Source organism: Streptomyces sp. sk2.1 (assembly GCF_008120935.1).
Classification (GTDB): domain Bacteria; phylum Actinomycetota; class Actinomycetes; order Streptomycetales; family Streptomycetaceae; genus Streptomyces.
This window is the reverse complement of sequence record NZ_RDBO01000077.1, coordinates 1,002,822-1,017,217: the sequence shown is the minus strand read 5'-3', so window position 1 is coordinate 1,017,217 and position 14,396 is coordinate 1,002,822. Positions and strand designations below refer to the sequence as shown.

General features: G+C 72.6%; 12 protein-coding genes. 5 read left to right on the top strand and 7 right to left on the bottom strand.

Annotated features, from left to right (window positions below):
* Positions 1 to 106: 106 nt before the first annotated feature.
* The 5 genes from EAO76_RS31795 to EAO76_RS31775 all read right to left on the bottom strand — a co-directional run bounded on the left by EAO76_RS31795 (position 107) and on the right by EAO76_RS31775 (position 5,301).
* Positions 107 to 1,348 carry an Ig-like domain-containing protein gene (locus EAO76_RS31795; RefSeq protein ID WP_148839323.1) on the bottom strand — a complete coding sequence of 414 codons (1,242 nt, stop codon included), beginning with the start codon at positions 1,346 to 1,348 and terminating at the stop codon, positions 107 to 109.
* A gap of 142 nt (positions 1,349 to 1,490) precedes the next feature.
* Positions 1,491 to 2,141, bottom strand: coding sequence for a response regulator transcription factor (locus EAO76_RS31790; RefSeq protein WP_148839322.1), 651 nt, complete (start codon positions 2,139 to 2,141; stop codon positions 1,491 to 1,493).
* Positions 2,142 to 2,231: 90 nt separating this feature from the next.
* Positions 2,232 to 3,530 (bottom strand): sensor histidine kinase, encoded by a 1,299-nt coding sequence (locus EAO76_RS31785; protein ID WP_262376021.1) that lies wholly within the window; start codon positions 3,528 to 3,530, stop codon positions 2,232 to 2,234.
* 63 nt (positions 3,531 to 3,593) lie between these two features.
* Positions 3,594 to 4,397, bottom strand: a complete 804-nt coding sequence (locus EAO76_RS31780) for an ABC transporter permease (RefSeq protein WP_148839320.1) — start codon at positions 4,395 to 4,397, stop codon at positions 3,594 to 3,596.
* Between the two features lies 1 nt (position 4,398).
* On the bottom strand, positions 4,399 to 5,301 hold the full coding sequence (locus EAO76_RS31775) for an ABC transporter ATP-binding protein (protein ID WP_148839319.1): 903 nt from the start codon (positions 5,299 to 5,301) through the stop codon (positions 4,399 to 4,401).
* Between the two features lie 173 nt (positions 5,302 to 5,474).
* On the opposite strand from EAO76_RS31775, the gene EAO76_RS31770 reads away from it, so the two are divergent.
* From EAO76_RS31770 to EAO76_RS31760, 3 genes are all read left to right on the top strand, one after another.
* On the top strand, positions 5,475 to 7,439 hold the full coding sequence (locus EAO76_RS31770; protein ID WP_148839318.1) for an ABC transporter ATP-binding protein: 1,965 nt from the start codon (positions 5,475 to 5,477) through the stop codon (positions 7,437 to 7,439).
* Entirely contained in the window at positions 7,436 to 9,301 is a 1,866-nt protein-coding gene (locus EAO76_RS31765) for an ABC transporter ATP-binding protein (protein WP_148839317.1), read from the top strand. Before EAO76_RS31770 ends, EAO76_RS31765 begins: the two co-directional genes overlap by 4 nt.
* A 68-nt stretch (positions 9,302 to 9,369) precedes the next feature.
* Positions 9,370 to 9,768 (top strand): hypothetical protein, encoded by a 399-nt coding sequence (locus EAO76_RS31760; protein WP_148839316.1) that lies wholly within the window; start codon positions 9,370 to 9,372, stop codon positions 9,766 to 9,768.
* A gap of 172 nt (positions 9,769 to 9,940) precedes the next feature.
* On the opposite strand, the gene EAO76_RS31755 is transcribed toward EAO76_RS31760, so the two are convergent.
* Positions 9,941 to 11,146 carry a cytochrome P450 gene (locus tag EAO76_RS31755; protein ID WP_148839315.1) on the bottom strand — a complete coding sequence of 402 codons (1,206 nt, stop codon included), beginning with the start codon at positions 11,144 to 11,146 and terminating at the stop codon, positions 9,941 to 9,943.
* Between the two features lie 200 nt (positions 11,147 to 11,346).
* Between EAO76_RS31755 and EAO76_RS47775 the strand changes: the two genes are divergently transcribed.
* Positions 11,347 to 12,009, top strand: coding sequence for a GbsR/MarR family transcriptional regulator (locus EAO76_RS47775; RefSeq protein WP_148839314.1), 663 nt, complete (start codon positions 11,347 to 11,349; stop codon positions 12,007 to 12,009).
* Between the two features lie 32 nt (positions 12,010 to 12,041).
* Here EAO76_RS47775 and EAO76_RS31745 read toward each other — a convergent pair whose 3' ends face one another.
* Positions 12,042 to 13,307: an MFS transporter gene (locus EAO76_RS31745; protein ID WP_148839313.1), complete on the bottom strand. Its 1,266-nt coding sequence runs from the start codon at positions 13,305 to 13,307 to the stop codon at positions 12,042 to 12,044.
* Positions 13,308 to 13,440: 133 nt separating this feature from the next.
* Between EAO76_RS31745 and EAO76_RS31740 the strand changes: the two genes are divergently transcribed.
* Positions 13,441 to 14,376 carry a LysR family transcriptional regulator gene (locus tag EAO76_RS31740; protein WP_148839312.1) on the top strand — a complete coding sequence of 312 codons (936 nt, stop codon included), beginning with the start codon at positions 13,441 to 13,443 and terminating at the stop codon, positions 14,374 to 14,376.
* Positions 14,377 to 14,396 lie beyond the last annotated feature (20 nt).

Here is a 14,396-nt window from a genome sequence, read left to right as displayed (position 1 = left end):
CCCTTGGAACGGTCCGGGGACGGAGCCGGACGGGGACCCCCGGGACGGACCGGGGACGGGACCGGACGGGGACCCCCGGACGGAGCCGGGTGGGGCGGGACGTACTTCAGCGCAGGGCGGAACCCGCCCTCCAGTGGGCCCAGTCCAGGTTCCAGCCGCTGAGGCCGTTGTCCGGCGCAACCCGTTTGTCCGCGGAGTTGACGACCTCGACCACGTCGCCGATGAGCGTCCGGTCGAAGAACCGGCCGGCCGGGGTGTCGTCGCCGCCGCCCTTCACGTCGAGCAGCCCCACGCAGCCGTGGCTGACGTTGTCCGAGCCGAACACACCCTCGTCCGACCAGTAGTTGCCGTGCAGGAAGGTGCCGGAATCGGTGAGCCGGAGGGCGTGCGGGACGTCCGCGATGTCGTACTCGCCGCCGAAGCCGACCGTGCGGCCGTCCATCCGGGTCACCTCGTTCATCTCGCTGACCACCATCTTCCCGTTGTACGTGGCCGTCCCGGGGGAGCCCGCCGTGATCGGGAAGGTGGCGACGGTCCGGCCGTCGCGGCGCACCTCCATGGTGTGCGCGGCCGCGTCGACCACGGACGTCTGGGAGCGGCCCACCTCGAAGGCGATCGTCTTGTCCTGGGAGCCGTACACGTGCGGCGCGCCCTCCACGTCGCGCAGCCCCACCACGACGGTGACCTCGGTGCCCGGCTCCCAGTACTTCTCGGGGCGGAAGTCGAGGCGGTCGGCGCCGAACCAGTGCCCCACCACCTCGACCGGCGGGTCGGACGTCACCCGGATCGCCCGCTGCACGGCCGCGCGGTCGGTGATCGGGCGGTTGAAGTCGAACGAGACGATCATGCCGGTGCCGACCGTGGCGCGGTTCTCCGGCTTGAAGTAGCCGATGAAGCGGTGTGCGGGCACCGCCGTGGTGAAGGTGGTGTGGCGGGCCGTGCGGTTGCCCGAATCGTCCACCGCCACCGCGTCGACGCTGTACTTGGCGGCGAGCCCGAGCCGGGCCGCCCCCTTCCCGGGTTCCCAGGACAGGCCGTCGTCCGAGATCCGGCCCGGGACCTCCCGTCGCTGCGCGTCCTCGATCCGGGTGACCCGGACGCTCTGCAGCCGCCCGTCCGGAACCCTCACCTCCACCCGGTCGTCCGGGCCGACGTCCTTCGCCCGGTCCTTCGGGGTGATCAGGATCGCCTCCTGCGGCGGGCGGGCCTTCCCGCTGAAGATCGATCCGACACCGGAACAGCCGGTCAGCACGACCAGTACGGCCAGCACGGCGAGCAGTCCCGCCCGGGCCGGTGCGGTGGCCGAGCCCGCCACCGTCCTCTTCGCTCTCTTCGCTACGTGTTTCACGTCCCCCCAAACGACCGGGACCGGCCGGGGAAACGTGGGGTACGGCCTCCCGGGTGCACGGACGGCGGGACACGCCGTGCCGGAGGCCGGGCGGGTGCCGGGTCGGTGCCACGCGCCCGGAGCGGGGGCGGGCCGCGCGGGGTCAGCCGAGGATGCCCCGGTCGTAGCCGACCGCGACGGCGGCGGCCCGGTCCTTGGCGCCCAGCTTGGCGAAGATGTGCGTGAGATGGGTCTTCACGGTGGCCTCGCTGATGAACAGTTCGGCGGCGATCTCCCGGTTCGACGTGCCCCGCGCGACCAGTTCGAGCACCTCGCGCTCGCGGCCGGAGAGCGATTCGCCGCCCGGGGCCGCCGGGGTGCGGACCCGTGAGACGAGCCGGGTCGCGACGGTGGGCGAGAGCACGGTACGGCCGTCGGCGGCGGCGCGGACGGCGGTGAACAGCTCGTCGCGGGGCGCGTCCTTGAGGAGGTAGCCGGTGGCTCCGGCCTCGATCGCGGGGAGGGTGTCGGTGTCGGTGTCGTACGTGGTGAGGACGAGCACCCGGGAACGGGCGCCGCGGGCGGTCAGCTCGGTGATGGCGGCGACCCCGCCGCCGCCCGGCATCCGCAGGTCCATCAGGACGACGTCGGGATCGAGCCGGGCCACCAGCTCGACCCCCTCCACCCCGTTCGACGCCTCCCCCAGCACCTCGAAGCCCGGGGCCGAGTCGAACATGCCGCGCAGACCGTCCCGTACGACGGGGTGGTCGTCGACGACGACGAGCGTGATGACGTGTGCGGTCTCTTCCGGCATGGCAGGCCAACCGTACTGGTCACCGGTGGTCGGGGACCAGTGGCCCCTCGTTCGGACCGCGCGCCGCGGCGTCCCCGGCACGGTCCGGACCTAAAGAGGCACCCGGACGCTGACCGCGGTGCCGTGCCCCGGTTCGCTCTCCACCTCGACGGTGCCCGCGACGCGTTCGGCGCGGGCCCGCATGCCGCCGAGGCCGAATCCGCCCGCGCCCCGGTACGGCGGCAGGGCGTGCGGGACGAAGCCCCGGCCGTCGTCCCGTACGTCCAGGGTGAGTTCGTCGCCCATGAAGGACAGCGTGACGCCGACCCGGGACGCCCCGGCGTGGCGGCCGGTGTTGGCGAGGGCCTCCTGCGCGATCCGGAGCAGGGTGGCGGCCATCTCGTCGTGGACCGGCTCGACGGTGCCGGTGACGGTGAACCCGGCCCGTACGGCGTGGTGTTCCGCCCAGTCGGTGACGGTCTTCTCCAGGGCGCCGGGCAGGTCGTCGTGTTCCAGTGCGACGGGGACCAGGTTGTGGACGGAACGGCGGGCCTCGCCGAGGCTGTGCCGGGCGAGGTCGGCGGCACGGTCGAGGTGCCGGCGGGCCAGTGCCGGGTCGCTGCCGCCGACCGAGGTCACCACCTGGAGCTGGGCGATGATGCCGATCAGCCCCTGGGCGAGGGTGTCGTGGATCTCGGCGGCGAGCCGGCGGCGCTCGTCGGCGACGCCCGCCTCGCGCGCCTGGACCAGGAGTTGGGCGTGCAGTCCGGCGTTCTCCGCCAGGGCCTGTTCGAGCCGGGCGTTGGCCGACTCCAGTTCGGCGATGGTGTCGGTCTGGGTGCGGGCGTGGTCCGCCTCGTGGTCGCCGATCTTCGCGAAGACCATGGTGAGGGTCCCGTGCAGGGCGAACAGGACGAGGAAGGCGACCCAGTTCATGAGGGAGGCCGGCGGCAGTCCGCTGCCGCTCTGCGAGCCCGCCATGATCGCGGCGACGACCAGCAGCCCGGCGCGGAAGGCACGTTGCGGGAGCAGCCGGCCCGCGTCGAAGTAGCCGAGGACGGCGTACATCGAGAAGAACGGGTTGCACCAGGTCAGTCCGAAGGCGAGCAGGGTGCGGACGGCGAAGTAGCACTGGGCCGCCCGCGACCCGGGGGGACGGGACCGCTTCGCCCTCCCCCACCAGAGCTGGAGGACGAGCGCGCACGGGACCAGCACCGCGGCGGTGTACACCTCCGGGCGGGACATGATGAGCCCGGCGGTGACGGCGGAGACGGCGCTGCCCAGGCCGAGCAGGCCGTACGGCCCGTAGGTGAAGAACCGTTCCCATCCCTGTTCGGCGGTCGTCGGGCCGCCCACGGCCGCCCCCTTTCCGCCCGTCGTGTCCCCCGGGCACCCCGTGTCCCCCACCATGTCCCCCGTGCTCATGACGACAGTGTCCCCGAGCGGCCCTCTCCGGTCAGCCCCGCGGCGGTCTCATTCCCACCGGAACAGACGGGTCGCGAGCAGCGTCGCCAGGCCCGTCCACAGCACCATCGCGCCGAGGGACGCCCAGCCGGGCCAGCCGCCGGACATCGCCCGGTCCAGCGCCTGGGAGGCCGCCCCGAGCGGGGTGAGCTGGACGATGTGCCGGAGGGTGTCGGGCATGGACTGCACCGGGATCCAGACCCCGGCGGTGAACATCGTCGCGAGGTAGACGATCGAGCTGATCGCGGTGGACGCCTTGACGGTCCGGGTGAGGGCGCAGAGCAGCGAGCCGAGGGCGAGGACGCTCGCCGTCGCCAGCAGCAGTGCCAGGACGTAGCCGAGGGGCTGTCCGGGCAGGCGTACGCCGAAGGCGATCCGGCCGACGCCCATGGCCAGCGCGGCGGAGCAGAGCGACGCGGCGCCGTGCAGGGTGATCTGCGCGGTGAGCAGCGCGGACGGGCGTACCGGCGTGGTGGACATCCGGCGCAGGATGCCGCGTTCGCGGTAGCCGGTGAGGACCGGCGGCATGGCCTGGAGCCCGGCCATGATCATGCCGAGCAGCACCGCCACCGGTACGTACAGGTCGATGACCCGGCGTCCGCCGAGCGCTTCGTCGGGGTCCCGGAAGGACGGGATCAGGCCGAGGATCGTCAGCAGGACGGTCGGGAAGACGAGGATCCAGAACAGGTTGCCGGGTTCGCGGAGGAAGAGCCGCGTCTCGGCCCTGAGGACCGCCCGGTGCGCGGAGGCGGGTGCGGGCATCGGTGCGGATGCCGGTGCGGACGTGGTTCCGGCCGGGTTCGCCGTGGTCATCTCAGGCCACCTGTTCTGTGAGGTCGAGGAAGGCGTCGTCCAGCGTCGCCTCGGAGACGCGGAGCTGGTGTGCGGTGATGCCGCGGCGGGCCAGCAGCGAGATCACCGCGTTGACCGTCTCGTCGGTGCCGTCGATGGTGATCCGCCCGTCCTTCCGCGTCACGCGGACCGCGCCGGGCAGCGGGGTCAGTTCGGCGTCGGCGAGCGGCTGCGAGGGGGTGAAGGCGATGACGGTGGAGCCGGCCGCCCTGCTGATCAGGCCGGACGGGGTGTCGAGGGCGGCGACCCGGCCCTTGTCGATCACGGCGATCCGGTCGCAGAGCCGGTTGGCCTCCTCCATGAAGTGCGTGACCAGGAGGACGGTGACGCCGCTGTCGCGCACGTCCTCGATCAGCTTCCAGGTGTCCCGGCGGGCCCTCGGGTCCAGACCGGTGGTCAGTTCGTCCAGGACCACCACCCGGGGATTGCCGATCAGGGCGAGCGCGATGGACAGCCGCTGCTTCTGGCCGCCGGACAGCGCGGCGAACCGGGTGTCGTACTTGGTGTGCAGCCCGAGCCGCTCGGCGAGTTCGTGCCGGTCGGCGGGGTCCGGGTGGAAGGCGCTGTACAGCTCCAGCGCCTCGGCCACGGTGATCTTGGGCTGCAGTTCGCTCTCCTGGAGCTGGGCGCCGAGCAGCCGGGTGACCCGGTCGTGGTCGGCGACGGGGTCGAGCCCGGCCACCCGGACCGTCCCCCCGTCGGGGACCCGCAGCCCCTCGACGCATTCGACGGTGGTGGTCTTGCCCGCGCCGTTGGGACCGAGGATGCCGAAGATCTCGCCCTCCTCGACGGTGAAGCTCACCCCGTCGACCACCCGGCGCCCGGCGTACGCCTTGTGCACCCCGTCCACTTCGATGATTGCCATACCCACGAGAATCGCGGCGCGGGCACCGGCGCACCATCGGCCATCACGCTCGAAGCGGCATCAGCCGATCGGTTGATACGGGGTACGACCAGGGAGGTTCCAGAGCCCCGGCGTTTTCGGCGGCCGGAAAACCACATGAGCGATGTCAGGGGTGAACCGTAGGCTCGCCTGTGATGCCCGAAAAAAACGTAGAGCCCGAGAAGCGGTCCGCCACCCGTACCCTGCTGCGGCTGTGGCCGTACGTGAAGCCGGTGCGCGTCCGCCTGTTCAGCGCCGCCGCGGTGGCGATCGTCGCGTCCTGCATCGGCCTGGTGATCCCGCTCGTACTGAAGTGGATCGTCGACGGCCCGGTGGCGGACCGTGACCCCGGGGGCGTCTGGCTCGGCGCGCTGTACCTGCTGTTGCTGGGCATCGCGGAGGCCGGGCTCTTCGGGGTGCGCCGGTGGCTGGTGGCCCGTCCGCTGGCCGGGGTGGAGGCGACCATGCGGGCCGACCTGTACCGGCGTCTGCAACGGCTGCCGATCGCCTTCCACGACCGTTGGGCGTCGGGGCAGTTGCTCTCGCGCGGTACGACGGACCTGATGCTGCTGCGCCTGTTCCTGGCGTTCCCGTTGACCTTCCTCCTGGTCAACGGGACGACGATCCTGGTCGGTTTCGGCATCCTGCTGAGCCAGCGGTGGACGCTGGGGCTGGTGCTGCTCGCCCCGATGGTGCCGCTGGTGTTCCTCTGCTCGCTCTTCCAGACGAAGTACGCGGACGTGGCGCGCAGGGCGCAGGACCAGGTCGGCGATCTGACGACGGTCGTCGAGGAGAGCGTGCTCGGCATCCGCATCATCAAGGGCTTCGGCCGGCACCGCAGCCAGGCGCTCGCCTTCCGGGCCCTGTCGGAGCGGCTGCGCGCCACGGAGCTGGGCAAGGCTCGTCTCCTCGCGGGCATCTGGGCCAGCATGACCATGATTCCCGAGCTGGCCATCGGCGCGGCGCTGGTCCTCGGCACGGTCCAGGTCGCGGACGGCGGGCTCTCCGCGGGCACCCTGGTCGCCTTCCTCTCGACGGCGCTCGCCCTGCGCTGGCCGATCGAGTCGATCGGCTTCCTGCTGGCGATGAGTCAGGAGTCGGCGACGGCGACCGAGCGGTACTTCGAGGTGATGGACGCGACCGAGGAGGACGGGCGCGAGGAGGACGCGACGGTCGTGCCCGACGGCGGCGACCGCTCCCGGCCGGATGCCCCGGACCGGGGCGGAGCGGTCGGCGAACTGGTCTTCGAAGGGGTGGGGTTCCGCTATCCCGACGCGGAGGCCGGTGCCGCGCCCGTGCTGGCCCGGATCGATCTGCGGGTCCGGCCCGGCGAGACGATGGCTCTGGTGGGGGCCACGGGTTCGGGCAAGACGACCCTCACCGCCCTGGTGCCGCGACTGCACGAGGTCACGGCGGGACGCATCCTGCTGGACGGTACGGACATCACCACCATGCCCCGCGAACGGCTGCGCGAGCTGGTGTCGGTGGCCTTCGAGGAGCCGACGCTCTTCTCGGCGAGCGTCGGGGAGAACGTCCTGATGGGCGCCGATGGTGCCCAGGAGGACGAGTTGCGCCGGGCCCTGTCGGTGGCCCAGGCCGATTTCGTCCACGATCTGCCCGAGGGCGTCGGCACCCAGGTCGGCGAGCAGGGGCTCAGCCTCTCCGGCGGGCAGCGCCAGCGGCTCGCGCTGGCCCGTGCCGTGGTCGGCCGGCCGCGCTTCCTGGTGCTCGACGACCCGCTCTCCGCGCTGGACGTGCACACGGAGGCGCTGGTGGAGGCCGCTCTGCGCCGGGTGCTGGCGCAGACCACGGCGATCGTGGTGGCGCACCGGCCCTCCACGGTGATGCTCGCGGACCGGGTGGCGCTGCTGTCGCGGGGCCGGATCGCCGCCGTCGGCACGCATCAGGAACTGCTGCGCGACAACGCGGAGTACGCCTGGCTGATGTCGGGCGCCGAAACCGCGCCGGGAACCGACCGGCCGTCCGCACCGGACCCCGCCCCGTCGTCCCCGGAAACCGGTCCCGCCGCGTCCGCCGAGGACCGCCCCGCACCCGGCGCCCCCGCACCCGAAGCCCACACCCCCGCCTCCGCCCCCGTCGAGAAGGGCAGCACCCGATGACCACGACGACGACGGGGCGCACCGACCGGCCCGCGCCCGACGAGCCCGAGGAGCTGTCCCCCGCGGACGCCGGGGACCTGTTCGACCGGGACGATCTGCCCACCCCGCCGGGAGCGACCCGGGCCCTGCTGGGGTCGCTGCTGCGGCCGTTCAGGGCGCGGGTGGCGGTGGCCGCGCTGTTGCTGCTGGTCCAGCAGGCCGCGATCCAGGCGGGCCCGCTGCTCGTGGCGTACGCCATCGACCGCGGCGTGCCCGCCTTCCGGAACGAGGACTACGGGCCGCTGATCGCGGTGGCCGTCGGGTACGCGCTGTGCTCGGTGACGGCCGGGGCCATGGAGTACACGTTCATCCGGACCTCCGCCCGGGTCAACCAGGACGTGCTGCTCGATCTGCGCGGGCGCATCTTCCGCCACTCGCAGGCGCTGAGCGTGGACTTCCACGAGCGCTACACCTCGGGCCGGCTGATCTCCCGTTCCACGACGGACGTGGAGTCGCTGCGCGAGCTGCTCAGCGAGGGGCTCCAGGAGCTCGTCATGATCGTCCTGTCCTTCGTCTCCATCTCGTTGACGCTGCTCTGGCTGGACTTCGGCCTCGGCGCGGTCGCGGTGCTGTCCTTCGTGCCCCTGTACCTGCTGGTGCGGGTCTTCCAGCGGCGGGCCGGGGCGCTGTACACGGAGCGGTCGACGGCGATCGCCGCGGTCATCGTGAAGTTCGCGGAGACGATGAACGGCATCCGCCCCGTCCGGGCGTTCCGTCGCGAGGCCGCCAACGACGCGCACTTCGAGAAGCTCAACGGGACGCACCAGTGGTCCAACGGCAGCGCGATGCTGGAGATGGCGCGTTACGTCGTCGGCTCCCGGCTGGTCGCCAACACGGCGGTCGCCGGGATCGTGCTGTGGGGCGCGTACCGGGTGGCTTCGGACACCCTGGCGCTCGGTGTGCTGGCCGCGGCCGTGCTCTACCTGCGTCGGCTGTACGACCCGATCGACCGGCTCGGGATGTTCCTCAACTCCTACCAGTCGGCCGCGGCCTCGCTGGAGAAGATCGCGGGCCTGCTGGCCCAGACGCCGTCCGTCCCCGAGGCCGCCGAGCCGCGCGAGCTGCCCGCCCTCCCGGGCGAGCACCCGGGCCGCGAGGTCGTCTTCGACGGGGTGAGCTTCGCCTACCGCACGGGCGGCGAGGTGCTGCCCCGCTTCGACCTGAAGATCCCGGCCGGTCAGACGGTCGCCGTGGTCGGTTCGACGGGGGCGGGCAAGTCGACGCTCGCCAAGCTGCTGGCCCGTTTCTACGACCCGACCGAAGGCCGGGTGCTGCTGGACGGGACGGATCTGCGGGACCTGGCCGTGCCGGAGCTGCGCCGGGGCGTGGTGATGGTGACCCAGGAGGCGTTCCTGTTCTCCGGGACGGTCGCCGAGAACATCGCGGTCGGCAGCCCGGACGCGACCCGCGAGGAGATCGAGCGGGCCGCCAGGGCGATCGGCGCGCACGACTTCATCGCGGGACTGCCCGAGGGGTACGACACGGACGTGCGCAAGAGGGGCGGCCGGATCTCGGCCGGTCAGCGCCAACTGGTCGCGTTCGCCCGCGCCCTGCTCGCGAACCCGGCCGTGCTGATCCTCGACGAGGCGACGAGTTCCCTGGACGTCCCCGGCGAACGCGCGGTGCAACGGGCCATGGACACGGTGCTGCACGGCCGTACCGCGGTGGTGATCGCCCACCGTCTGTCGACCGTGGAGATCGCGGACCGGGTCCTGGTGATGGAGCACGGCCGCATCGTGGAGGACGGCACCCCCACCGCCCTCATCGCCGGCACCGGCCGCTTCGCGGGACTGCACCGGGCGTGGCGGGACAGCCTGAGCTGAGAGCGGGCCGCGCACCGGGCGGTACCCGGCGGTGGTGGGGGGCGCGGGCGGTCAATAGGGTCGCCCGTATGACAACACCAGTGATCCGGGCGGTCGAGGCGGACGACACCGCCTGGGACGACCCGTCCGAGGACAAGCTGCACGACCTGCTGGCCGACATGAGCCTCAGCCACCGGTTCGTCGTCGTGAACCGGCTCGACGCGGAGCCCGAGGGTCAGCACTACATGCAGGTGTACCTGGAAGACGATCTGAGCTATCAGGTGGAGTACCGCGAGGGAGGGCCGGACCGGCACTTCCAGGCGTGGATGCCCCGTGACCGGGGGGACTTCTCGGTGGAGCCGGTGGCCAAGGTGGTGCAGGACTGGGCCGCCGGGCGGCCCGGCTGGCGTGAGGCGGTCGTCTGGCTCCCGTGGTCGCCCGAGGAGTCGTCCGCCCGCGACCACCCCCTCGCGCCCCCGCGGCCGTAGGCCGAATGCGGACGACGCCGCGGCCGGGCCGCCGGCCGTCCCGGTCCGCCGGAGGCAGGGCCGAGGCAGGACGGAACGCCGGTCCGGCGGGTGGCGGTCCGCCGCCCGCCGGACCGGCTCCCCCGGATGGTCACCCCCCTCTGCGTGATCACCCGGGAAACCCGGTCGTCGGTCACACGTCCCAGGCGACCGGGAGGCTCTTCACCCCGTAGATGTCCGCGGCCTCCGGACGCAGCGGGACCTCCTCCGGCGGTACGGCCAGGCGCAGCGTGGGGAAGCGGTCGAGCAGCGCGGGGAACGCGACCCGCAGTTCGACGCGGGCCAGTTGCTGCCCCAGGCACTGGTGGATGCCGTGGCCGAAGGCGAGGTGTCCGCCCTCCTGCCGGCCGAGGTCGAGCACATGGGGGTCGGCGAAGCGTCCGGGGTCGCGGTTGGCGGTGTTGTACGACAGGATCACCGGCGAACCTGCCTCGATGAGCCGCCCGCCCACCTCGACGTCCTCCAGCGCCGTCCTCATGAACGTCTTGGCGACGGCGAGGTACCGCAGCAGTTCCTCCACGGCCCGGTCGGTGAGCCCGGGATCGGCGCGCAGCGCGGCCAGTTGCTCCGGGTGGCGCAGCAGCGCGAAGGTGCCGAGGGCCAGCATGTTCGCGGTGGTGTCGAGCCCGGCCGCCAGCAGGATCAGGGCCATCCCGCGCAGTTCCTCGTCGGTGAGGTCGCTGTCGGTGAGGTCGCTGAGCACGTCGTCGGTGGGGTTCGCGCGCTTGGCCGCCACCAGTTCCGCCAGGTAGTGCTGGGTCGAGGTGTAGGCCGCGATCATCTCCTCGTCGCTCGTCTCCCCGTCCATGAACGAGCGGACCTGCTCCTGGAAGGAGCCCCGGTCCTCGTACGGCACCCCCAGCAGTTCGCAGATCACGACGGCGGGGATGGGGTTGGCGAACGCGGTCACCAGGTCCGTCGGCGGTCCGGCCTGCTCCATGGCGTCCAGGTGCTCGGTGGTGATCTGCTCGATGCGCTCGGTCAGCAGCCGCATCCGCCGCACGGTGAACTTGCCCATCAGCGGCTTGCGGTAGCGGCCGTGCCGGGGTTCGTCCATGAGGAGGAACTCGCCGGGCGGCGCCGGGGGCGACTCGATGTCCCCGTAGTCGATGGTCGGGTGGCGCAGCAGCTCCTTGCGCGAGCTGAACCTCTGGTCGGCCAGGACCGCCCTGACCTGGTCGTACCCGGTGACCAGCCAGCCGGGCCTCCCGCCGGGGAAGGTGTAGCGGCTGATCGGACCGTGCCCCTGGGCCTCGACCAGCTCCGCCGGCGGGTCGAAGGGGCAGCCGGGCCGACGCTCCGCCGGCATCGTCGCGACGGTGTGCAGTGACTCGCCCATGACCGTTCCCCCATCTCGCGATATTACGCGTTTTACGATGCCTGAAAGCTACGATGCATCCAGAGGGGCTGTCAATTATAAGAAACTTGTTTACGCAGGTCAGAGGCCAGAAATTGATGCAATGACGCTGACCTCAAACGCAATATCGCGTTGCAATGAATGGCCGCGAAGGCAATACTGACGACATGCCAGGAGGACGGTTGACCCAGCAGGACCGCCAGCGCATCGCGGTCGGAATCGCCGACGGACTCTCCTACGCCGAGATCGCGAGACGGCTCGACCGGCCGACCTCGACGATCAGCCGGGAGATCGGGCGCAACGGCGGCCCCCACGACTACCGGCCCCAGCAGGCGCAGCGGGCGACGGCCCGGCGGGCGCGGCGCGGCACCCCGAAGCCCCCGCGCGCGGGCGGGCCGCCGGACGGCGTCGGGGCGCAGGAGGAGATCGTCGAGATGGCGGTCCGGGCGGGGCTGCCGAGGATCACGGCACGCGTGCATCTCGACCTGTTGCAGTCCGAGGACGGCAGGCGCACGGCGGCCGAGCTGACCCGCAGGCTGAAGGTCAGCCCCGCCTCCGTCTCCGTGGCCGTGAACTACCTCGTCCGGCACGGCTACGTCCGGCGCGAGCGCGATCCGCAGCGGCGCCGCGACGTCTATGTGATCGACGACGAGGCCTGGTACCGCTCCGTCGTGCTCAGCGCACGGCAGACGCTGGAGACGGCACGGGCCGCGCTGGCCTCGGCGGAGGAGGTCGGACCCGACGACCTCGTGGGGCGGCGGATGGCCCGGACGGGGGCGTTCCTGGAGCGGATCAGCCTGGACCTGCTGGAGTCGGCCGACCGCTGGCGCCCCCTCCTGACATGAGGGGCCCCATGATCCGGATGATCCGACTCGGTTCACGGTGACGACTTCTGAATTCTCGTCAGATCCGGTTCCGGTGCCGGCCCGGCGGGGTGTTCCGCCGCGCGGCGGGGCAGCAGCAGCGGGGTCGCCAGCAGGAGCACTCCGGCCAGGCCGATGGCCGTACGCGGGCCGAGCAGGCCGCCCAGCACGCCCCAGAGGGCCGTCAGGAGCGCGGTCGAGCCCTTGGTCGTCACCGCCCAGGCGGTCAGTGTGCGGGTGACCCGGTCGGTCGCGGTGCGCCGGAGGCGGCAGGTGGACTGGACGGGGTTGAAGACCCCGCAGCAGAGGATGAGCCCGAACTCGACGCCGATGACCAGCAGCAGCCCCCCGGTGCCCGGCCCCAGGAGGACCAGGCCGACCGGCCAGATCGCGCGCAGCGCCCCGCTCCCGACCAGGACCCGGTGCGGCCCGAACCGGGTGACGAGCGGCCGGGCCAGCCGCGACCCGAGCAGTCCGCCGAGCGCGGGCGCGGCGAAGGCGAGGCCGTACTGCCATGGCTCGAACCCGAGCCGGTCGAGCATCAGGACGGCCAGCAGCGGCTGAGTGGCCATCACCAGGCCGTTGAACAGAGCGGTGTTGAGGAACAACGGGCGCAGCGTCGCGTCGGCGAGGATGTACCGCCACCCGTCGAGCAGGTCCCCGGCCCGCATCCGCGCGGCCTTCGGGTGCTCGGGCCGCGGCTCGTCCCCGCCCGCCGCGCGGATGCCCAGGGCCGAGAGCAGATGGCTGACCGCGTCGGCCACCACCGTCGCCACCGGCCCGAGGAGCCCGATCGCCGCACCGCCGAGCGGCGGCCCGATGATCGTGGTCGTCCAGGACGTGGCCTCGAACCGGGCGTTCGCGACGAGCAGGTCCTCGGCCGGCAACAGGGTCTTCAGGTACGCGCCGGAGGCGGCGCGGAAGGTGATGTCGGCCGCCGCGACGACCACCGAGACCAGCAGGAGCTGGAGGAAGGTGAGCACGCCGAGCACGAACGCGGCGGGAATCGTCAGCAGCGCCGCGAACCGCACCAGGTCCGTCGCGATCAGCACCTGCCGCTTGCGGCGGAACTCCACCCACGGGCCGAGCGGCACCGCCACGGCCGCGCCCACCGCCGCCCCCGCGGAGGAGAGCGCGGCGACCTCGGCCGGTCCGGCGTGCAGCACCTGGACGGCGATCAGCGGGAACGCGCCGAAGGCGAGCCACGTGCCGAGCGCGCTGGTCCCGTACGCTCCCCAGAGCCATCCGAACCGCCGCCCCAGCCGGTGTCCGCTCCTCATGCCCGACGCCCCCGCTGCTCTTCCGTACAACCGATCCGCGACCGGAAGCATCAAAGCGAGCGCCTCGCCCCTGGAGCAAACAACCGAAAGGCCGCCGGGCCACAACCAGTAGTTGTGTCATTAGGGTGTCGGCATGGACATCGAAGCCGTCCGGACCTTCGTCGCCGCCGCCGACGCGGGGCAGTTCCAGGAGGCCGCCGCCGAGCTGGCGATCACCCAGCAGGCCGTCTCCAAGCGCATCGCCGCGCTGGAGCGCGATCTCGGGGTGCGGCTGTTCACCCGCACCCCGCGCGGCTCCGGGCTCACCATCGACGGGCAGGCGTTCCTGCCCCACGCGCGCGAGCTGCTGCGCACCGCCGAACGCGCGGTCGCGTCCGTGGGCACCGGCCGCCGTCCGCTGCGCGTCGACGTGATCAATTCACGCGGCGCGGCGACGGGCCTGATGCGCGACTTCCACCGCGCCCGTCCCGAGATCGAGCTCGACGTGGTGATGCTGTTCGACATCGGGGCGGCCGTGGCCGCCGTCCGCTCCGGCACGATCGACGCGTCCTTCCGCGCCGTCGCCGCGCCCGGCCGGCCCCTGCCCGAGGACATCGAGTCGGTCCGGGTGCTCGACGAGCCGCTCCAACTCCTCACCGGCCCGGACCACGCGCTGGCGGGCGCCCGGTCGGTGACCGTCGAACAGCTCGCCGGGCACCGGATCTGGATGCCCGGCATCGTCCCCGGCACCGAGTGGGGCGCCTACTACGACGACCTCGTCGCCGAGTTCGGCCTCACCATCGAGGCGACCGGCCCCAACTTCGGCTCCGACGCGCTCCTCGACACCATCGCCGACACCCCGGCCCTGGCCACCTTCATGGGCGGGAACACCCGCCTCGTCTGGCCCACCGGCCACGGTCTGCGCCTCGTCCCGGTCACCGACCCGGTGCCCGTCTACCCGCACTCGCTCATCTGGCACCGCGACAACCCCCACCCGGCGCTCGCCGCCCTCCGCGCCCACCTGGCCGCCGCGGCGACCGGCCGCGACGCCGCCGGGACCTGGACGCCGCACTGGGTGGCCGCGCGCTGAACCCGGACCCCGCGCCGGAC

Coding starts and splice junctions, on each gene's coding strand:
- EAO76_RS31785 (WP_262376021.1), bottom strand. CDS start 3,530: ATGGTGGGGGACACGGGGTGCCCGGGGGACACGACGGGCGGAAAGGGG.
- EAO76_RS31760 (WP_148839316.1), top strand. CDS start 9,370: ATGACAACACCAGTGATCCGGGCGGTCGAGGCGGACGACACCGCCTGG.
- EAO76_RS31775 (WP_148839319.1), bottom strand. CDS start 5,301: ATGGCAATCATCGAAGTGGACGGGGTGCACAAGGCGTACGCCGGGCGC.
- EAO76_RS31790 (WP_148839322.1), bottom strand. CDS start 2,141: ATGCCGGAAGAGACCGCACACGTCATCACGCTCGTCGTCGTCGACGAC.
- EAO76_RS31755 (WP_148839315.1), bottom strand. CDS start 11,146: ATGGGCGAGTCACTGCACACCGTCGCGACGATGCCGGCGGAGCGTCGG.
- EAO76_RS31770 (WP_148839318.1), top strand. CDS start 5,475: ATGCCCGAAAAAAACGTAGAGCCCGAGAAGCGGTCCGCCACCCGTACC.
- EAO76_RS31765 (WP_148839317.1), top strand. CDS start 7,436: ATGACCACGACGACGACGGGGCGCACCGACCGGCCCGCGCCCGACGAG.
- EAO76_RS31780 (WP_148839320.1), bottom strand. CDS start 4,397: ATGACCACGGCGAACCCGGCCGGAACCACGTCCGCACCGGCATCCGCA.
- EAO76_RS31745 (WP_148839313.1), bottom strand. CDS start 13,307: ATGAGGAGCGGACACCGGCTGGGGCGGCGGTTCGGATGGCTCTGGGGA.
- EAO76_RS31740 (WP_148839312.1), top strand. CDS start 13,441: ATGGACATCGAAGCCGTCCGGACCTTCGTCGCCGCCGCCGACGCGGGG.